The following is a 19,265-nucleotide window of genomic DNA, read 5'->3' on the forward strand; positions in this document are numbered from 1 at the left end:
GACGTTCGCGCTAGGCCGATCGCCGTCACCTTTTTACAGGGTGCTTTCTCTATACAATCGCGCGCCTGTTGCGGTCCGCCACCCTCGGCGCTGCCCGTCAGGCAGGGAAGACCGCAGCCAGTGAAGGAGCCCGCCACGTGAAGAAAACCGCCCCGGCCAGCGCCGGCCTCGATGCCAAGACGCCGGTCGCCGTCGATGCAGTGCCGTCCCCCGATGCGCTGCCTCCGCGGGCGCGTCCTTCGGCCCGGTTGTCGCAATTGACCGTTCCGTCCATGCCTCAGGCGGTGGCCTCCACCGCACCCAAGGCCAGTTTCTCAACGACCATGTCCACGGCCCTCGTTCCCCCGCCCCTCCTGTCCGTCAAGAAGGACCCCAAGCTCGCGAACAACTGGAAGACCAAGCCGGTCGAGGAGCTGACCGATGCCGAAGTCATCGCGATGCCCGACAGCGAGTACATGAACGACACGCAGCTGGCCTTCTTCAAGCTCAAGCTGCAGCAGCTCAAGCAGGGCATCCTCGACAACGCCGGCGAGACGACCGAGCACCTGCGCGAGGACACCGTGGTCGTGCCCGATCCGGCCGACCGCGCCACGATCGAGGAAGAGCACGCCCTGGAGCTGCGCACCCGCGACCGCGAGCGCAAGCTGCTCAAGAAGATCGAGCAGTCCATCGCCCGCATCGACGCTGGCGACTACGGCTACTGCGACGAGACCGGCGAGCCCATCGGCGTCGGCCGCCTGCTGGCCCGCCCGACGGCCACGCTCTCGCTCGAGGCGCAGCAGCGCCGCGAGCTCAAGCAGAAGATGTTCGGCGACTGAGTTCGCACGGCGGCCGGGCCGGGTCCGGCCTGCGCAGCCCGCAACGCCAGCCTTCACCCACTTTCTCGCAGCACGGGGCATGTCCAAGGACGACGCGGGAGGCCTGTTCTCCAAGGTCGCCAAGTTCGTGCGCAACCCGCTCAAGGACTGGTCCGAGCTCGAAGGCACGCCCGGCGCGGGTGCCTCCGATTTCGGCTACAGCCGGGAGGCGCTCAAGGAGCTCATGGAGCGTCGGCAGCGCAACGACTTCGTGCGCCGGCGCGAGTTCGACATGCTGCGCAAGCTGCGTCAGCGCGGCGGCACCGAAGATCCCGGCAACATCTCCTCGTCGCTGCCCTCCAGCGACCGCATGACCGACCGGCGTGCGCTCACGCTGCGCAAGATCGACGAGATCGAGGCGCAGATGTCCCAGCAGTGGTGGACCTCCGAATCCGCCGCCACCGTCCCCGATGGCGCAGACATGGCGCCGGCCGGCGCCCCTGCGGTGGATGCCTCTTTGGCCGAGCACCACGCGCGCGCCTATGCCGATACCGCGCCGGTCGTGCCGACCGACCTGCAGCCGCCGCGTGAGGCCATGGCGCCGGCGGCGCCCGAAGTGCTGCTGCCTTCCTTCTCCACGCACCGGCCGGCGTACACCGCGGCGCCGCGCCTGGCCTTCGACACGCCCCTCGAAGAAGCGGCCGTCCGCTTCGCCCAGGGCGATGACCCCGGTGCCGAAAGCGCGCTGCGGCAGGCCCTGGTGCCCGGCAGCGCCTTTGCCGACCAACTCCAGACCTGGCGCGCCCTGCTCGACTTCTACCGCGCCACGGGTGACGCGGAGCGCTTTGCCGAGGCGGCCGCCCCCTATGCGGAGCGCTTCGGCCTGCCGGCACCGGCCTGGGTGTCGCTGCGGACGCTGGCGCGGGATGCGCGCACGGGCGAGGTGGCGCAACGCCTGGATGCACGCACGGAGACCGACTGGCAGGCGCCCGCCCGGTTGGACCGGCCGGCCCTGCTGGCGCTCACGCAGGCCCTGTCGCGGGCGAAGGGCAGCGTCTGGCGCCTGGACTGGCGCGGCCTCGGCCAGATCGAGGCAGATGCCGTGCAGCCGCTCACGACGCTGGTCACGCACTGGGCGCTCTCGCCGGTGCAGATGGGTTTCCTGGGCACCGATGAGCTGCTGGCGGTGCTGGCCGCCGCCACCCCGCTGGGTGAGCGCGGCGTCGACGCGGGCTGGTGGAGCCTGCACCTGGCCGTCCTTCGCCTGCTCAATCGCCTGGACGACTTCGAGCTGGTGGCCCTCAACTACTGCATCACCTACGAGATCACGCCGCCCTCGTGGCAGGCGCCGCGCGGCACCGTGGCGGAGATGGGCGACGCGGGACTGTCCAGCACCCGTGCCGCGCTGGATCCGGCGGCGGCGCGGGGCGCCTTCCTGGCCGGCGAGCTCGCGGGGGCCGACAGCCTGCCCTGGTCCAGGATCGAGGAGGCGCTCGACCGGGCCGGTGCTGGCCCCGAGATCGACTGCGCCGCGCTGGTACGCATGGATCTGGCGGCCGCCGAGGCCCTGCGTGCCCGGCTGGGTGCCCGGCCGGGCCTGCGGCTGCTGGCGGTGCATGGGGTGCTGGCCGAGTTCCTGCGGCTCACCGGGGTGGATCGCTGCGCCGTGGTCGTGCCCCGCGCGGGCTGACGGTCTGGGCCTGGACGCGGCGGCCAGGGCTGCGCCGGCAGAAAAAATCCCGCGCTGCCCTTGTGCAGCCCCGGAACGCCCCCAGGTGGCTGCGATGGAACAATTTCATGGAACCACCATCGTCAGCGTGCGCCGCAGCACGCCGCAGGGCGAGCAGGTCGCCATCGGCGGCGACGGCCAGGTGACGCTGGGCAACATCGTGTTCAAAGGGTCGGCGCGCAAGGTGCGGCGGCTCTACCAGGGCAAGGTGCTCGCCGGGTTCGCGGGCGCCACGGCCGATGCTTTCACACTCTTCGAGCGTTTCGAGGCCAAGCTGGAGAAGCACCAGGGCCAGCTCTCCCGCGCCGCCATCGAGCTGACCAAGGACTGGCGCACCGACCGCGTGCTGCGGCGCCTGGAGGCGATGCTGGCGGTGGCCGACCGCACCACCTCGCTCATCATCACCGGCAACGGCGACGTGCTGGAGCCCGAGCAGGGCATCGTGGCCATCGGCTCCGGCGGTGCCTATGCCCACTCGGCTGCCAAGGCACTGGTCGAGAACACGGATCTGTCCGCCGAAGAGGTGGTGCGCAAGTCGCTGGAGATCGCCGGCCAGCTGTGCATCTACACCAACATGCACCACACGATAGAAAAACTTTGACCACCCCCAGGCTGCGCGCTTCGCGCTCCGCCAACCCCCTGCGAGGGGGCGCCGCCGGCGGCCTGGCGAAGCCAGCTCCGCGGCGGCCGCTGTCGTGGCCTGCTCCGCGGCCGTCTGACCGCGCCAAGGCGCATCTTCTTCCGTGCCGTGTGCGGCGCGTGCTTCATTGAATGGATAGGAACCCGATGTCCGCCATGACCCCCCAGGAAATCGTGTCCGAGCTGGACAACCACATCGTCGGCCAGAAGGAGGCCAAGCGGGCCGTGGCGATCGCGCTGCGCAACCGCTGGCGTCGCCAGCAGGTCGACGAGAAGCTGCGGCCCGAGATCACGCCCAAGAACATCCTCATGATCGGCCCCACCGGCGTGGGCAAGACCGAGATCGCCCGCCGGCTGGCCCGGCTGGCGGACGCGCCCTTCATCAAGGTCGAGGCCACCAAGTTCACCGAGGTGGGCTACGTGGGCAAGGACGTGGATTCGATCATCCGCGACCTGGCCGAGGTCTCGGTCAAGCGCACGCGCGAGGCCGAGGTGGCCAAGGTGCGGGTGCGCGCCGAGGACGCGGCCGAGGAGCGCATCCTCGACGCCCTGCTGCCCGCCGCCCGCGATGCCGAAGGCCGCGCGGTGGCGAGTGACAGCGGAAACGCCACCCGCCAGGCCTTCCGCAAGAAGCTGCGCGAGAAGGAGCTGGACGACAAGGAGATCGAGATCGAGGTGGCCGAGGCGCGGCCCGCGATGGAAATCATGGGCCCCGCCGGCATGGAGGAGATGGCGGAGCAGCTGCGCGGCATGTTCAGTCAGCTGGGCCAGGGCCGTCGCAAGACGCGCAAGCTCAAGATCGCCGAGGCGCTGCGCCTGCTGACCGAGGAAGAGGCCGGCAAGCTGCTGAACGAGGAGGAGATCCGTGCCCAGGCGCTGGTCAACGCCGAGCAGAATGGCATCGTCTTCATCGACGAGATCGACAAGGTGGCCACCCGCAGCGAGGCGCAGGGTGCCGACGTCTCCCGCCAGGGCGTGCAGCGCGACCTGCTGCCGCTGGTGGAAGGCACCGCCGTCACCACCAAGTACGGCGTGGTGCGCACCGACCATATCCTGTTCATCGCCAGCGGCGCCTTCCACCTGGCCAAGCCCAGCGATCTGATCCCGGAGCTGCAGGGCCGTCTGCCGATCCGCGTCGAGCTGCAGTCGCTGTCGGTGGCGGATTTCGAAAGCATCCTCACGCAGACTCGCGCCTCCCTCGTCAAGCAGTACGAGGCGCTGCTGGCCACCGAGGGCGTGACGCTCGCCTTCACGCCCGACGGCATCACCCGGCTGGCGACCATCGCCTTCGAGGTGAACGAGCGCACCGAGAACATCGGCGCTCGGCGCCTGTCGACCGTGATGGAGCGGCTGCTGGACGAGGTGAGCTTCGACGCGGCCAAGCTCTCGGGCCAGACGGTGAGCATCGATGCCGCCTATGTGGATGCGCGGCTGGACATGCTCAGCAAAGACGAGGACCTGTCGCGTTTCATTCTCTGAGCGCGCGAAAGACTCTTGACAGTTCGACGGCCCGGGGTGGCAACGCCCCGGGCCGTTGCCTTTTGATGCAGGCCTGGGCCTACACCAGCTAACGCGGAACTTCCACTGTGATAGCTAAGTGCTTCATCAGCAAAGAGAAATGAGGGCCGAAGCCGCAGGAAAGTTGTGCTCTAAGTCCTTGATTCCATTACAAAAAATACCTCGTAACAGTCGATTGGCGGCAGGTGTTTCCTGCTACAGTGCAAAAAAGTGCAGGAAAGTGGGAAAACGTGGGTTAGGTCCCGTCCTACTCGGCAGTTCGCCGGCCGCTTTTTCGGGAGTTATGGGTTCGTGTTTCAGGGCACGTCATCGCTGAATCTGGATGCCAAGGGGCGGCTGTCGATGCCTGCCCGGTATCTGGACGCCCTGCGCACGGAGGCCGGTGGCCAGATCACCGTGACCCGCAATCCCGACGGTGGCCTGAACCTGTACCCTCGCCCGGTGTGGGAAGAGGCGCGCGCCAGCCTGGCGGCGCTGCCGTCCTCCGAGCAATGGCTCAAGCGCTTCTACCTGGGCAGCGCCTCCGACGTGGAACTCGACGGCACCGGCCGTGTGCTGATCTCGCCCGAGCTGCGTGAGCTCGCGGGCATCACCCGCGACGTGCTGCTGCTCGGCGTGGGCCACCGCTTCGAGCTGTGGGACAAGGCGGCCTATCAGGCCAAGGAAGCCGCGGAGATGATGGAGAACATCCGCAACTCCGAGGCGGCCCGGATGCTCAAGCTGTGACCCAGATGGCCGCATCCTTCCTCCACACCACCGTGCTGCTCGAAGAGGGCGTGCGCGCCGTGCTCGGCGATGCGCCGGCGCCCGACGGCACCTTCGTCGACGCCACCTTCGGTCGCGGCGGTCATTCGCGGCTGCTGCTGGAGCGGCTGGCGCCGGGCGCCCGCCTCGTGGCCTTCGACAAGGATCCAGAGGCGGTGGCGCAGGCCGGCACCATCGCCGACCCGCGCTTTTCCATCCGGCACCAGGGCTTCGCCCACCTGGGGGAGCTGCCACCCGGCAGTGTGGCCGGGGTCCTGATGGACCTCGGCGTCAGCTCCCCCCAGATCGACAACCCCGCCCGGGGTTTTTCTTTTCGTTTGGACGGCCCGCTCGACATGCGCATGGATCCCACGCGCGGCCAGAGCGTGGCCGACTGGCTGGCCACAGCCGAACCACAGCAGATTGCAGAGGTGATCCGTGACTATGGCGAAGAACGGTTTGCTGTTCAGATTGCAAAGGCGATTGCTGCTCGCCGACAAGAACGGGGCGCAATTTCAACCACCGCCGAGCTGGCCGAGCTCGTGGCTGGCGCGGTCAAAACCCGCGAGCCGGGCCAGAACCCTGCAACGCGCACATTTCAGGCTCTTCGGATTTTCATCAACGCCGAGCTTGAAGAGCTGCAACAGGCGCTGAGCGCCAGCCTGTCGGTGCTGGCGCCCGGCGGCCGGCTGGCGGTGATCAGCTTCCATTCGCTGGAAGACCGCATCGTCAAGCAGTTCATCGCCGAGCATTCCAAGGAGGTCTACGACCGCCGGGCGCCCTTCGCCGCGCCCAAGCCCATGAAGCTGCGTGCGCTCGAGCGCATCAAGCCCTCGGCCGAGGAAGTGGCGGCCAATCCGCGTGCGCGCAGCGCCATCCTGCGCGTGGCCGAGCGCACGGAGGTGCTTGGCGACGTGCCGGGCCGCCCCAAGCAAGCCAGCGCCCCCTCGGGCGGCAGCGAGGACGCGCAGCGCCGAGCATGGGGGCAACGTTCGTGATCACGCGCCTCAACCTGCTCCTGCTGCTGGCCGTGATCGGCACGGCGCTGCTGCTGGTGCACACCCAGTACCAGTCGCGCCAGCTCTATGGTCAGTACTACCGCGCGCAGGCCGAGGCCCGCACGCTCGAGACCGAATACGAGCGCCTGCAGGTCGAGCGCCGTGCTCAGGCCACGCCGCTGCGCATCGAGACGCTGGTCAAGGACAAGCTCAAGATGCGCACCACCACGCCCGCCATCACGCTGTACGTGCGGGCGGACGGAACGGTGATTCCCGCCGTGCCGCCGGCGCCCCCCGTCGTGCCCGCCGGCACCCCGGCCGCCGCACCCAGGAGCACGCGATGAGCCGCGGCCCTTCCGTCCGCTACACGACCAGCCCGCTGCTGGCCAGCAAGACGCCGGTCTGGCGCAGCAAGTTCATCGTGGCCGCCATCGCGCTCGGCTTCGTGGTGCTGGCCGGCCGCGCCGCCTATGTGCAGGTGATCGGGCAGGACTTCTTCCAGCGGCAGGGCGAGGTGCGCTTCACCCGCACCATCGAGCTGCCCGCCAGCCGCGGCCGCATCCTGGACCGCAACGGCCTGATCCTGGCCTCCAGCGTGATCGCCCCCAGCGTGTGGGCGATTCCCGAGGACATCGATCGCAACGATCCCGAGACCCGGACCAAGCTGCGCCGCGTCGCCCAACTGCTCGGCATGAAGCCGCAGGACCTCGACCAGAAACTGGCCGACGAGGACAAGAGCTTCGTCTGGATCCAGCGCCAGGTCGACGAGCCCATCGCCAAGGAGATCGCGGCGCTGGGCGTCAAGGGCCTCTACCAGACGCGCGAATACAAGCGTCAGTACCCCGAGGGCGAATCCGCCGCGCACGTGGTGGGCTTCACCAACGTCGAGGACCACGGCCAGGAAGGCATCGAGCTGGCCTTCGACAAGGACCTGGGCGGCAAGCCCGGTTCGCAGCGGGTGATCAAGGACCGCCTGGGCCGTGTGGTCGAGGGCGTGGGCGAGCGCGTGCCGCCGCTGGACGGCAAGGACATCCAGCTGTCCATCGACTCCAAGGTGCAGTTCTTCGCCTACCAGAAGCTGCGCGACGCCGTGACCAAGCACCGGGCCAAGGCCGGCAGCGTGGTGGTGCTCGACGCGGTGACCGGCGAGGTGCTCGCGCTGGCCAACTACCCGAGCTACGTGCCCGACAAGCGTCGCAACCTCACCGGCGAGCAGCTGCGCAACCGCGCCATCACCGACACCTTCGAGCCCGGCTCGACCATGAAGCCGATCACCGTGGCCATGGCGCTGGAGGCCGGGCGCGTCAAGCCCAGCACCATCATCGACACCACGCCCGGGCGCTACCAGATCGGCGGCTTCACCATCAGCGACACCCACAACTACGGCGTGCTGACGGTGGAGGGCGTGATCCAGAAGTCCAGCAACGTCGGCGCCCTGAAGATCGCCCAGAAGATGAGCCCCAGCGAGATGTGGGAGACCTACACCGCGCTGGGCTACGGCCAGAAGCCGCAGATCACCTTCCCCGGCGCGGCGCCTGGCCGCCTGCGCCCCTGGAAGACCTGGAAGCCCGTCGAGCAGGCCACCATGGCTTACGGCTACGGCCTGTCGGCCTCGCTGCTGCAGATGTGCCATTCGTACACCGCCTTCTCGCACGACGGCAAGGTGCTGCCGCTGACCATGCTCAAGAGCAACGAGGAGCCGCCGGGCGTGCGCGTGTTCTCGCCCTCCACCGCGGCGTCTATCCGCAAGATGCTGCAGATGGCCGCCGGCCCCGGCGGCACCGGCCAGCTGGCGCAGACCGTGGGCTACTCGGTGGGCGGCAAGTCGGGCACCGCGCGCAAGCAGGTCGGCAAGGGCTACGCGGCGGGCAAGTACCGCGGCTGGTTCACCGGCATGGCGCCCATCGACAAGCCGCGCATCATCGTGGGCGTCATGATCGACGAGCCGAGCGACGGCAACTTTTACGGCGGCACCGTGGCCGGCCCGGTGTTCAGCGAAGTGGTGCAGCAGACGCTGCGCATGATGAACGTCGCGCCCGACCTGGCCGTCAAGCCGCTGGTGCTCACCCAGGGCGTGGACGAGAGCTTCTGATGGCGCTGCACCGTCTCCACTCCCCCGACGAGGCCGCCGCCTGGCTGTCCGCGCGCGTTCGCGGACAGCTGCAGGTGGACAGCCGCGCCGTGGGCGAGGGCGACGGCTTCATCGCCTGGCCGGGCGCCGCCACCGACGGACGGCGCTTCGTGCGTGCGGCGCTGGCGCAAGGTGCCGCCGCCTGCCTGGTCGAGGCCAAGGGCAGCGAGGCCTACGACTTCGCCGACGAGCCGGCGGTGGCGGCCTACGAGGGGCTCAAGGCCGCGACCGGTCCCATCGCCGCGGCCTGGTGCGGCCGGCCGGCCGACGTGATGACGCTGCTGGCCGTGACAGGCACCAACGGCAAGACATCGACGGCCTGGTGGCTGGCCCAGGCCCTGGCAGGCAGCGCCTTCGGCCCTTGCGCCGTCGCCGGCACGCTGGGCATCGGCGTGCCTCCGGCCGTCGACTACAACGGCCTCACCACCCCCGACCCGGTGACGCTGCACCGCGCGCTGCGCGACCTGCTCGGCCAGGGCGTGAAGGCCTGTGCCATGGAGGCCTCCTCCATCGGCATCGCCGAGCGTCGGCTGGACGGCCTGCACTTCGACGTGGCCGTCTTCACCAACTTCACCCAGGACCACCTGGACTACCACGGCGACATGGCGGCCTACTGGGCCGCCAAGGCCGAGCTGTTCCGCTGGCCGGGCCTGCGTGCGGCCGTGGTCAACATCGATGACCCGCGGGGCGCCCGCCTCGCGGGCGAACTGCTGGACACCGCGCTGGTCGAGCTGTGGACCTGCTCGGCCGCAGGCGCGCCCGCGCGGCTGTCGGCCATCGAGGCCGGCCACGGTCCGCAGGGCCTGCGCTTCCAGGTGGTGGAGCAGGGCGGCGCCCAGGCCATGGTCTCGACCACGTTGGTGGGCGAGTACAACGTCGCCAACCTGCTTGGCGTGATCGGCACGCTGCGCGCGCTCGGCCTGCCGCTGGGCGACGCGGCCGCCGCCTGCGCGCGCCTCGGCAGCGTGCCCGGCCGCATGGACGTGGTCGCAGCGGACGCCGGCCTGCCGCTGGTGGTGGTCGACTATGCCCACACGCCCGATGCACTGCAGAAGGCGCTGGCCGCGCTGCGCCCCTTCGCCGAGTCGCGCGGCGGCCGGCTGTGGTGCGTGTTCGGCTGCGGCGGCGACCGCGATCCCGGCAAGCGCCCGCTGATGGGTGCCATCGCCGAGCGGGGTGCCGACCGCGTCGTCGTCACCAGCGACAACCCGCGCAGCGAATCGCCGCAGGCCATCGTCGACCAGATCGTGGCGGGCCTGGCGGTGCCGCAGGCCGCGCGGGTGGTGATCGACCGTGCCGCAGCGATTGCCGAGGCCCTGGATGAAGCCGCCGCTCAGGACGTGGTCCTGCTGGCCGGCAAGGGCCACGAGGATTATCAGGAAGTCGCCGGCCGGCGATTTCCCTTTTCCGACCGCGCCCAGGCGCAGGCGGCGCTTGGCGCCAGGAGCCGGTCGGCATGAACGCTTCGATGGAATCTCTGTTCACGCTGTCCGAGGCCGCCGGCTGGGTGCCGGGTGCGCGCGTGGTGGGTGAGGGCAGCCGCGCGGTGACGCGGGTGCACACCGACTCGCGCACGCTGGCCGCGGGCGACCTCTTCGTCGCGCTGCGCGGCGAGCGCTTCGACGCGCACGACTTCCTGCCGCAGGTGCAGGCCCAGGGCGGCATCGCCGCCGTGGCCGAGCCGGGCCGGCTGGCACCGCTGGGCCTCCAGGGCCTGGAAGTGCCCGACACCCTGGCCGCGCTGGGCGCCATCGCCGCCGGCTGGCGCGCCCGCTTCACGCTGCCGCTGGTGGCGGTGACGGGCAGCAACGGCAAGACCACGGTCACGCAGATGGTCGCGTCCATCCTGCGCGCCGCCGAGCCGCAGGCCAGCCTGGCGACGCAGGGCAACTTCAACAACGAGATCGGCCTGCCGCTGACGCTGATGCGCCTGCGGCCCGCTCATCGCCTGGCCGTGGTCGAGCTGGGCATGAACCATCCGGGCGAGATCGCGCGGCTGGCCGCCATCGCGCGGCCGACGGTGGCGCTGGTCAACAACGCGCAGCGCGAGCACCAGGAATTCATGGCGACGGTCGAGGCGGTGGCGCGCGAGAACGGCAGCGTGCTGCAGGCGCTGTCGGCCGGCGGCACGGCCGTTTTTCCGCACGGCGACGATTACACGGCACTCTGGCGTGGCCTGGTGCCGGCAGGTGCCGGCTGCCTGCTGTTCGGCGAATCGCCCGAGGCCGACGTGTCGCTGGCCGAGGCCGACTGGGATGGTGAGGCCTGGCGCTTCGTGGCCCGCACGCCCGCTGGCACCGTGCAGGCGCGTCTGGCCATTCCCGGCCGCCACAACCTGCGCAACGCGCTCGCGGCCACGGCCTGCGCGTTGGCCGCTGGCGTGACGCCCGAGGCCATCGGCGCCGGCCTGTCGGCCTTCGAGCCCGTCGGCGGCCGTTCGCGGGCGCAACTGCTGCAGCGCACCGATGGCCGCCGCCTCACGCTGGTGGACGACAGCTACAACGCCAACCCCGATTCCGTGCGTGCCGCCATCGACGTGCTGGCCGAGCTGCCCGGGCCGCGCCTGCTGGTGCTGGGCGACATGGGCGAGGTCGGCGACCAGGGGCCGCGTTTCCATGCCGAAGTCGGCGACTGGGCGCGCCAGCGCGGCATCGACGCGCTGTTCGCCCTGGGCGAGGCCAGCCGCCATGCCGTGACGGCGTTCGGCGCGGCCGGCCGCCATTTCGAGGCCGTCGAGGCCCTCAACGCCGCGGCGCTGGACCAGGCCGGTGCCGCATCGAGCGTGCTCGTCAAGGGTTCGCGGTTCATGAAGATGGAGCGCGTGGTGCAGGCCCTGGTGGCCAGCGCCGCCGGCTCGAACAACAACAAGGAGCCGGTCATGCCGCATGACACGGACGCCCGCCCATGCTGATGAGCCTGGCCCAATGGCTGCAGACGCTGTCGCCCGAACTCGGCTTTCTGCGCGTCTTCCAGTACCTGACATTTCGGGCGCTGATGGCTGCCCTCACCGCGCTGGTGGTGGGCCTGGCCGCCGGCCCGGCGGTGATCCGCCGGCTGAGCGCCCTCAAGATCGGCCAGCCGGTGCGCGGCTATGCCATGGAAACGCACCTGGCCAAGAGCGGGACGCCCACCATGGGCGGCGTGCTGGTGCTGTTCGCCATCGCCATCGCGACGCTGCTGTGGTTCGACCTGTCCAACCGCTTCGTCTGGATCGTGCTGTGGGTGACGCTGGGCTTCGGCGCCATCGGCTGGGTGGACGACTGGCGCAAGGTGGTCAACAAGGACCCGGAGGGCATGCGATCGCGCGAGAAGTACATGTGGCAGTCGCTCATCGGCCTGGTGGCGGCCTTCTACCTGCTGTTCTCCATCTCCGAGAGTTCCAACTGGCGCGTGCTGGAGCTGTTCGGCAACTGGGTGCGCTCCGGCTTCGCGATGGACTTCCCCACCAAGACCAACCTGCTGGTGCCCTTCTTCAAGGAGATCAGCTATCCACTGGGCGGCATCGGCTTCGTCATCCTCACCTACCTGGTGATCGTCGGGGCGAGCAATGCCGTGAACCTCACCGACGGCCTGGACGGCCTGGCCATCATGCCGGTGGTGATGGTGGGCTCGGCCCTGGGCGTGTTCGCCTACGTCACGGGCAATGCGATGTACTCGCGCTACCTGCTGTTCCCCTCCATTCCCGGCGCGGGCGAACTGCTGGTGTTCTGCTCGGCCATGGCGGGCGCGGGCTTGGCCTTCCTGTGGTTCAACACCCATCCGGCGCAGGTCTTCATGGGTGACGTGGGCGCGCTGGCGCTGGGCGGTGCCCTGGGCACCGTGGCCGTGATCGTGCGGCAGGAGATCGTGTTCTTCATCATGGGCGGCATCTTCGTGGTCGAGGCGATCTCGGTCATGGCCCAGGTGAGCTGGTTCAAGTACACCAAGCGCAAGTACGGCGAAGGCCGTCGCGTGCTCAAGATGGCGCCGCTGCACCATCACTTCGAGAAGTCCGGCTGGCGCGAGACGCAGGTCGTGGTCCGCTTCTGGATCATCACCATGCTGCTGTGCCTGGTGGGCCTGTCCACGCTCAAGCTGCGTTGAGGCCGGGACGACCATGAAGCATCTCGCCGACCTGCATGTGCTGATCCTGGGCCTGGGCGCCTCGGGCCTGGCCATGGCGCGCTGGTGCGCCCGCCATGGTGCGCATGTCACGGTGGCCGACACGCGCGAGGCGCCGCCGCAACTGGCCACGCTGGCCGCCGAGCTGCCGCAGGTGCGCTTCGTCGGTGGGCCGCTCACGGCCGCGCTGGTCGAGGGGCAGCCGGTGCGCGCCGTCTACCGCTCGCCGGGCCTGGCGCCTGCCACCATTGCGCCCGTGATCGACGCGGCGCGCGCCATCGGACTGCCGGTGGGCGGCGAGCTGGACCTGTTCGCGCAGGCGCTGGCCGACCTGCGGCTGCCACCGGAGGCAGCGCCCGGCGAAGACGCCATCGTGGAAGATGCCGCGCCCGATGTGCCCGGCGATGCCGAGGCATCCGCTGCCGTGCCCGCGTCCTCCACCGACGCGGCAGAGGCCGTCGCGGACGTCGCCGCTGAGCCCCTCGGCGACGGCGAAGCCGCGGTCTTGCCCTCGGCAGTGGCGTCCGACGATGCCGCCGCGGAGGAGGAGCCGACCGACGAGGCGCCCGCCCCCCTGCCCATCGCCCCGCCCCCCGCGCCCGAGCCCGGCTACCGCCCCGCCGTGCTGGCCATCACCGGCACCAACGGCAAGACCACGGTGACCTCGCTCACCGGCCAGCTGGTCGAGCGCGCCGGCAAGACCGTGGCCGTGGCCGGCAACATCGGCCCCTCGCTGCTGGATACGCTGTCCGAACGCATGGATGCCGACGCCCTGCCGCAGGTGTGGGTGCTGGAGCTTTCCAGCTTCCAGCTCGATGGCGTGCAGGGCTTCGAGCCCACTGCCGCCGCGGTGCTCAACGTCACCCAGGACCACCTGGACTGGCATGGCGGCATGGAGGCGTATGCCGCCGCCAAGGCGCGCATCTTCGGCCAGACCGGCCTCATGGTGCTCAACCGCGACGACGTCCGTGTGATGGGCATGCTGCCGGCGCCAGTCAAGGTCCGGCTGCAGCGGCCGCAGCTGCGCGCCCATGTGACCTTCGGCGCCGACCTGCCGCAGCGTCCGGGCGACTACGGCATCGAGCGCGTCAACGGCCTGGCCTGGCTGGTGCGCGCGCACGAGGCCGACGAGACCCTCAAGCGGCGCCGCGGCGCCGCGGCGCAGGAAGAGATCCACCTGCAGCGCCTGATGCCCGCCGATGCGCTGCGCATCCGTGGCCAGCACAACGCGCTGAACGCCCTGGCCGCCCTGGCGCTGGCCAGCGCCGCCGGCTGCGCGCTGGCGCCCATGCTCTACGGCCTGCGCGAATACCGTGGCGAGCCGCACCGCGTGGAGCCCATCGCCATCGTGGACGAGGTCGAATACTTCGACGACAGCAAGGGCACCAACGTCGGTGCCACTGCCGCTGCACTGTCGGGCCTGGGCCTGGAGCGCAAGCTGGTCGTCATCCTGGGCGGCGACGGCAAGGGCCAGGACTTCTCGCCGCTGGCGCCGCTGGTGCGCCAGTACGTGCGCGCCGTGGTGCTGATCGGCCGCGACGGCCCGGCCGTCGGCGAGGCCCTGGCCGAGACCGGCGTGCCGCTGCTCGCCGCCGCCACGCTGCCCGAGGCCGTCGGCCTCTGCGCCGACCAGGCCCAGCCCGGCGACGCTGTGCTGCTGTCGCCCGCCTGCGCCAGCCTGGACATGTTCCGCGACTATGCGCACCGGGCGGACGTGTTCCGCGAGGCGGTCGAGGCGCTGGCCGACGAGGAGTCCTACGAATGAGCGCCGCCCGGCCGTTCCGCAGGCGCTCGCATCCGCAGTGCGCAGCACGGAGGATTCCAGAATGAGCGCCCGCCTGCCCGCCGCCACGCCCAACGAGGGCGGCAGCCGCTTCTTCGGCTGGTTCCGCCGTGCCGCCAAGAGCGGCATGGATGCCCTGCCCATGCACCTGCCGGTGCGCCTGGGTGGCGCCGACATCGCCCAGACCCGCGCCGCGCCGGTGCGTGTGGCCGGCTTCGACCAGCCGCTGGTGTGGGTCACCATCGCGCTGCTGATGTGGGGCCTGGTGATGGTGTTCTCGGCCTCCATCGCCATGGGCGACAACCCGCGCTTCAACCGCGTCGGCGGCTACAGCGAGTCCTATCACCTGATCCGCCACGCCATCTCGCTGGTGTTCGCCTTTGTCGCTGGCCTGATCGCCTTCCAGGTGCCCATGCGTACCTGGGAGCGCACGGCGCCGTGGCTCTTCGTGGTGGCACTGCTGCTGCTGGTGGTGGTGCTGATCCCGCACGTCGGCATCAACGTCAACGGCGCGCGCCGCTGGCTCCCGCTGGGCTTCATGCGCTTCCAGCCCTCCGAGCTGGCCAAGCTGGCCATGGTCTTCTATGCGGCCAGCTACATGGTGCGCAAGATGGAGATCAAGGAGCGCTTCTTCCGCGCCGTGCTGCCCATGGGCGTGGCCGTCGTGGTGGTGGGCATGCTGCTGCTGGCCGAACCCGACATGGGCGCCTTCATGGTGATCGCCATCATCGCCATGGGCATCCTGTTCCTGGGTGGCGTGAACGCGCGCATGTTCTTCCTGATCGCCATGCTGGTGGTCGTGGCCTTTGCCACCATGGTGGCGGCCAGCCCGTGGCGGCGCGAGCGCATCTTTGCCTACCTCGACCCGTTCAGCGAGGAGCATGCGCTGGGCAAGGGCTACCAGCTCTCGCATTCGCTGATCGCCATCGGCCGCGGCGAGATCTTCGGCGTCGGCCTGGGTGGCAGCGTCGAGAAGCTGCACTGGCTGCCTGAGGCGCACACCGACTTCCTGCTGGCCGTGATCGGCGAGGAGCTGGGTCTCGTCGGCGTGCTGGTGGCCATCGCGCTCTTCCTCTGGCTCACGCGCCGCATCATGCACATCGGCCGCCAGGCCATCGCGCTGGACCGCGTCTTCGCCGGCCTGGCCGCGCAGGGCGTGGGCGTGTGGATGGGCTTCCAGACCTTCATCAACATGGGCGTGAACCTGGGTGCGTTGCCCACCAAGGGCCTGACGCTTCCGCTGATGAGCTTCGGCGGCTCGGCCATCCTGATGAACGTGGTGGCGCTGGCGGTGGTGCTGCGCGTCGATTATGAGAACCGGGTTTTGATGCGCGGAGGCCGCGTATGACCGGCGCCCGCACCGCGCTCGTCATGGCCGGCGGCACCGGTGGTCACATCTTCCCGGGCCTGGCCGTGGCGGAAGAGCTGCGCGCCCGCGGCTGGCGGGTGCACTGGCTGGGTGCGCCCGGCAGCATGGAAGAGCGTCTGGTGCCGCCGCGCGGCTTTGCCTTCGAGCCGATCCAGTTCGGTGGCGTGCGCGGCAAGGGCCCCCTCACGCTGGCGCTGCTGCCGGCGCGGCTGCTGCGCGCCTTCTGGCAGAGCTTCCAGGCCGTGGGCCGCGTCCAGCCCGACGTGGTGGTCGGTCTGGGCGGCTACATCAGCTTTCCGGGCGGCATGATGGGCGTGCTGCGTGGCCGTCCGCTGGTGCTGCACGAGCAGAACTCCGTGGCCGGCCTAGTCAACCGCGTCCTGGCGCGCATCGCCGACCGCTGCTTCAGCGCCTTCCCCGACGTGCTGCCGAATGCCGCCTGGGTGGGCAACCCGCTGCGCGAGCCCTTCCTGTCGCAGGCCGCGCCGGCCGAGCGCTTCGCAGGCCGCAGCGGCCCGCTCAAGCTGCTGGTGGTGGGCGGCAGCCTCGGTGCCAAGGCACTGAACACCGTGGTGCCGCAGGCGCTGTCGCGCATCGCGCCGGCCGAGCGGCCCGTCGTGCTGCACCAGAGCGGCGAGAAACAGATCGACGAGCTGCGCGCCAACTACGCCGCCGCCGGCGTCGAGGCCGAGCTGGTGCCCTTCATCGACAACACGGCCGAGGCCTTCGCCGCGGCCGACCTCATCGTGGCGCGTGCCGGCGCCAGCACCGTGACCGAGATCGCCGCGGTCGGAGCCGCCGCGCTCTTCGTTCCCTTTCCCTTCGCGGTCGACGACCACCAGACCACCAACGCCCGCTTCCTGGCGGACGCCGGCGGCGCCTGGCTGGTGCAGCAGACCGATCTGACACCTGAACTCTTGTCCGACCTGATCCAGAAAACGACGCGTGCCGAGCTGCTCGAGCGCGCGCAGCGCGCATACGCGATGCGCAAGACCGATGCCGTGGCCCAGGTGGCCCTGGCCTGCGAGGAGCTGGTCAAGCCATGAAGCACGCGATCCGCCACATCCATTTCGTCGGCCTGGGTGGCTCGGGCATGAGCGGCATCGCCGAGGTGCTGTTCAACCTGGGCTACGGCGTCTCTGGCTCGGACCTGGCCGACAGCGCCACGCTGCGCCGCTTGGGCGGCCTGGGTATCCGCACCTTCGTGGGCCACGACGCCGCCAATATCACCGGTGCCGATGCCGTGGTCACGTCCACCGCTGTGCAGGCCGACAACCCCGAGGTGATAGCCGCCCGCGCGAAGAAGATTCCGGTGGTGCCGCGGGCGCTCATGCTGGCCGAGTTGATGCGCCTGCGCAGCGGCATCGCCATTGCCGGCACCCATGGCAAGACCACCACCACCAGCCTGGCTGCCAGCGTGCTGGCGACGGCGGGGCTGGACCCGACCTTCGTGATCGGCGGACGCCTGAACAGCGCCGGCGCCAATGCACGGCTGGGTCAGGGCGAGTACATCGTGGTCGAGGCCGACGAGTCCGACGCCTCCTTCCTCAACCTGCTGCCCGTGATGGCGGTCGTCACCAACATCGACGCCGACCACATGGACACCTACGGCCACGACTTCGGCCGGCTGCAGAAGGCCTTCGTCGACTTCCTGCACCGCATGCCCTTCTACGGCACGGCCATCCTGTGCGTGGACGACCCGGCCATCCGCCAGATCCTGCCGCAGGTGACCTGCCCCGTGACCAGCTACGGCTTCAGCGAGGACGCGCAGGTGCGCGCCATCGACGTGCGGGCCGTGGGCGCGCAGATGCACTTCACCGCCCAGCGCCGCAACGGCGTGGTGCTGCCCGACCTGCCGGTGGTGCTCAACCTGCCGGGCGAGCACAACGTGCGCAATGCCCTGTCGGTGATCGCCATCGCGGTCGAGCTGGGCCTGCCCGACGAGGCGGTGCAGCGCGGACTGGCCGAGTTCAAGGGCGTGGGCCGGCGCTTCCAGCGCTATGGCGAAGTGGCTGCCGCGACCGGCGGGCGCTTCACGCTGATCGACGACTACGGCCATCATCCGGTGGAGATGGCCGCCACCATCGCGGCCGCGCGCGGCGCCTTCCCGGGACGGCGGCTGGTGCTGGCCTTCCAGCCCCATCGCTTCACCCGCACGCGGGACTGCTTCGAGGATTTCATCAAGGTGCTCGGCGGTGCCGACGCGGTGCTGCTGACCGAGGTCTATGCCGCTGGCGAGGCACCCATCGTGGCCGCCGACGGCCGCAGCCTGGCGCGGGCGCTTCGCGTCGCCGGCAAGGTCGAGCCGGTGTTCGTCGACGACGTGCGGGCACTGCCGCAGGCAGTGCTGGACAACGCCCGCGACGGCGACGTGGTGCTGTGCATGGGTGCCGGGTCCATCGGTGCCGTGGCGGGTCAGGTGGTGGAGCGCGCTCAGCAACAAGGACAGCCTGCATGAACCCGCAGTTCGCCTTTCCCCCGTTGCCCGATGTGGCCGCCATGGGCAAGGTCGCCGTGCTCTTCGGCGGCCGCTCGGCCGAGCGCGAGGTGTCGCTGATGTCCGGCTCCGGCGTGCTGCAGGCGCTGCGTTCGCTGGGCGTGGATGCGCATGCCTTCGATCCCGCCGAGCGCGAACTGGCCGAGCTGCGCCACGAAGGCTTCGACCGCTGCTTCATCGCGCTGCATGGCCGCCACGGCGAGGACGGCACGGTGCAGGGCGCGCTCGAGCTCTTGGGCATTCCCTACACCGGCTCGGGCGTGATGGCCTCCAGCGTGGCCATGGACAAGACCATGACCAAGCGCGTGTGGCTGGCCGAGGGCCTGCCCACGCCGCGCCATGTCCTGCTGCAGGCCGACGGCCAGGCGCGCGAGCGGGTGCGCGAGGTGCCCGACACCCTGGGCCTGCCGCTGATCGTCAAGCCGCCGCACGAAGGCTCGTCCATCGGCGTCACCAAGGTGCAGGGCTATTCGCAGATGCAGGAGGCCGTGCAGCTGGCCGCGCGCTACGCCCCCGAGGTGCTGTGCGAGGAATTCATCGACGGCGACGAGCTGACCTGCGCCGTGCTCGGCACGGGCGCCGGCGCCGTCGCGCTGCCGGTGATCCGCATCGCCGCGCCCGAAGGCGCCTACGACTACCAGAACAAGTACTTCACCGACGACGTGAAGTACCACTGCCCCGCCGGCCTGCCCGATGCGCTGGAGGCGCAGGTGCGCCAGCTGGCCATCGCCGCCTACCGCAGCCTGGGCTGCCGCGGCTGGGGCCGGGCCGACTTCATGGTGCGTGCGCGCGACCACCAGCCCTTCCTGCTGGAGATGAACACCTCGCCCGGCATGACCAGCCATTCGCTGGTGCCGATGGCCGCGCGCGCCGCGGGCCTGAGCTACGAGCAGCTGTGCCTGCGCATCCTGGCCCAGGCGGCGCTGGACACCCGGCCCGTCCCGAAGGAAGGTGCCTGA

16 protein-coding genes are annotated in these 19,265 nt (G+C 70.3%); all 16 read left to right on the forward strand.

Annotated elements, in window-relative coordinates; genetic code table 11:
• The first annotated feature begins 200 nt into the window (after positions 1-200).
• Positions 201-818, forward strand: a complete 618-nt coding sequence (gene dksA / locus ACT54X_RS21200) for an RNA polymerase-binding protein DksA (protein WP_043117155.1) — start codon at positions 201-203, stop codon at positions 816-818.
• 79 nt (positions 819-897) lie between these two features.
• Entirely contained in the window at positions 898-2,487 is a 1,590-nt protein-coding gene (locus tag ACT54X_RS21205) for an STAS domain-containing protein (RefSeq protein WP_476348413.1), read from the forward strand.
• 94 nt (positions 2,488-2,581) lie between these two features.
• Positions 2,582-3,127, forward strand: a complete 546-nt coding sequence (gene hslV, locus ACT54X_RS21210; protein ID WP_294373481.1) for an ATP-dependent protease subunit HslV — start codon at positions 2,582-2,584, stop codon at positions 3,125-3,127.
• A 185-nt stretch (positions 3,128-3,312) separates the two neighbouring features.
• Positions 3,313-4,644 carry an ATP-dependent protease ATPase subunit HslU gene (hslU, locus tag ACT54X_RS21215; RefSeq protein WP_294373478.1) on the forward strand — a complete coding sequence of 444 codons (1,332 nt, stop codon included), beginning with the start codon at positions 3,313-3,315 and terminating at the stop codon, positions 4,642-4,644.
• 330 nt (positions 4,645-4,974) lie between these two features.
• Entirely contained in the window at positions 4,975-5,409 is a 435-nt protein-coding gene (gene mraZ / locus ACT54X_RS21220) for a division/cell wall cluster transcriptional repressor MraZ (protein WP_076510862.1), read from the forward strand.
• Positions 5,410-5,414: 5 nt separating this feature from the next.
• Positions 5,415-6,425 carry a 16S rRNA (cytosine(1402)-N(4))-methyltransferase RsmH gene (gene rsmH, locus ACT54X_RS21225; RefSeq protein WP_294373706.1) on the forward strand — a complete coding sequence of 337 codons (1,011 nt, stop codon included), beginning with the start codon at positions 5,415-5,417 and terminating at the stop codon, positions 6,423-6,425.
• A complete protein-coding gene (gene ftsL, locus ACT54X_RS21230; RefSeq protein WP_294373703.1) occupies positions 6,425-6,769 on the forward strand; it encodes a cell division protein FtsL in 345 nt (114 codons plus the stop codon). Before rsmH ends, ftsL begins: the two co-directional genes overlap by 1 nt.
• Positions 6,766-8,517, forward strand: a complete 1,752-nt coding sequence (locus ACT54X_RS21235) for a peptidoglycan D,D-transpeptidase FtsI family protein (RefSeq protein ID WP_114801332.1) — start codon at positions 6,766-6,768, stop codon at positions 8,515-8,517. The genes ftsL and ACT54X_RS21235 overlap by 4 nt, the downstream gene beginning before the upstream one ends.
• On the forward strand, positions 8,517-10,016 hold the full coding sequence (locus ACT54X_RS21240; protein ID WP_294373474.1) for a UDP-N-acetylmuramoyl-L-alanyl-D-glutamate--2,6-diaminopimelate ligase: 1,500 nt from the start codon (positions 8,517-8,519) through the stop codon (positions 10,014-10,016). Before ACT54X_RS21235 ends, ACT54X_RS21240 begins: the two co-directional genes overlap by 1 nt.
• An 8-nt stretch (positions 10,017-10,024) precedes the next feature.
• Complete coding sequence (locus tag ACT54X_RS21245) at positions 10,025-11,467, forward strand: UDP-N-acetylmuramoyl-tripeptide--D-alanyl-D-alanine ligase (RefSeq protein ID WP_476348417.1); 1,443 nt, start codon at positions 10,025-10,027, stop codon at positions 11,465-11,467.
• The gene (gene mraY / locus ACT54X_RS21250) at positions 11,461-12,639 is read left to right on the forward strand and encodes a phospho-N-acetylmuramoyl-pentapeptide-transferase (RefSeq protein ID WP_294373463.1); all 1,179 of its coding nucleotides are present in this window, start codon (positions 11,461-11,463) and stop codon (positions 12,637-12,639) included. The genes ACT54X_RS21245 and mraY overlap by 7 nt, the downstream gene beginning before the upstream one ends.
• Before the next feature lie 13 nt (positions 12,640-12,652).
• Positions 12,653-14,422 carry a UDP-N-acetylmuramoyl-L-alanine--D-glutamate ligase gene (murD, locus tag ACT54X_RS21255; protein WP_294373460.1) on the forward strand — a complete coding sequence of 590 codons (1,770 nt, stop codon included), beginning with the start codon at positions 12,653-12,655 and terminating at the stop codon, positions 14,420-14,422.
• A 61-nt stretch (positions 14,423-14,483) separates the two neighbouring features.
• Entirely contained in the window at positions 14,484-15,788 is a 1,305-nt protein-coding gene (gene ftsW / locus ACT54X_RS21260) for a putative lipid II flippase FtsW (RefSeq protein ID WP_476348419.1), read from the forward strand.
• Positions 15,785-16,855, forward strand: a complete 1,071-nt coding sequence (gene murG / locus ACT54X_RS21265; RefSeq protein WP_294373457.1) for an undecaprenyldiphospho-muramoylpentapeptide beta-N-acetylglucosaminyltransferase — start codon at positions 15,785-15,787, stop codon at positions 16,853-16,855. The genes ftsW and murG overlap by 4 nt, the downstream gene beginning before the upstream one ends.
• Positions 16,852-18,267 (forward strand): UDP-N-acetylmuramate--L-alanine ligase, encoded by a 1,416-nt coding sequence (gene murC / locus ACT54X_RS21270; RefSeq protein WP_294373455.1) that lies wholly within the window; start codon positions 16,852-16,854, stop codon positions 18,265-18,267. The genes murG and murC overlap by 4 nt, the downstream gene beginning before the upstream one ends.
• On the forward strand, positions 18,264-19,265 hold the full coding sequence (locus ACT54X_RS21275) for a D-alanine--D-alanine ligase (protein ID WP_294373450.1): 1,002 nt from the start codon (positions 18,264-18,266) through the stop codon (positions 19,263-19,265). The genes murC and ACT54X_RS21275 overlap by 4 nt, the downstream gene beginning before the upstream one ends.

Source organism: Pseudacidovorax sp. DMC4, from assembly GCF_056314265.1.

Coding starts and splice junctions, on each gene's coding strand:
- ACT54X_RS21205 (WP_476348413.1), top strand. CDS start 898: ATGTCCAAGGACGACGCGGGAGGCCTGTTCTCCAAGGTCGCCAAGTTC.
- hslV (WP_294373481.1), top strand. CDS start 2,582: ATGGAACAATTTCATGGAACCACCATCGTCAGCGTGCGCCGCAGCACG.
- hslU (WP_294373478.1), top strand. CDS start 3,313: ATGTCCGCCATGACCCCCCAGGAAATCGTGTCCGAGCTGGACAACCAC.
- rsmH (WP_294373706.1), top strand. CDS start 5,415: ATGGCCGCATCCTTCCTCCACACCACCGTGCTGCTCGAAGAGGGCGTG.
- ACT54X_RS21235 (WP_114801332.1), top strand. CDS start 6,766: ATGAGCCGCGGCCCTTCCGTCCGCTACACGACCAGCCCGCTGCTGGCC.
- ACT54X_RS21240 (WP_294373474.1), top strand. CDS start 8,517: ATGGCGCTGCACCGTCTCCACTCCCCCGACGAGGCCGCCGCCTGGCTG.
- ACT54X_RS21245 (WP_476348417.1), top strand. CDS start 10,025: ATGGAATCTCTGTTCACGCTGTCCGAGGCCGCCGGCTGGGTGCCGGGT.
- mraY (WP_294373463.1), top strand. CDS start 11,461: ATGCTGATGAGCCTGGCCCAATGGCTGCAGACGCTGTCGCCCGAACTC.
- murD (WP_294373460.1), top strand. CDS start 12,653: ATGAAGCATCTCGCCGACCTGCATGTGCTGATCCTGGGCCTGGGCGCC.
- ftsW (WP_476348419.1), top strand. CDS start 14,484: ATGAGCGCCCGCCTGCCCGCCGCCACGCCCAACGAGGGCGGCAGCCGC.
- murG (WP_294373457.1), top strand. CDS start 15,785: ATGACCGGCGCCCGCACCGCGCTCGTCATGGCCGGCGGCACCGGTGGT.
- murC (WP_294373455.1), top strand. CDS start 16,852: ATGAAGCACGCGATCCGCCACATCCATTTCGTCGGCCTGGGTGGCTCG.
- ACT54X_RS21275 (WP_294373450.1), top strand. CDS start 18,264: ATGAACCCGCAGTTCGCCTTTCCCCCGTTGCCCGATGTGGCCGCCATG.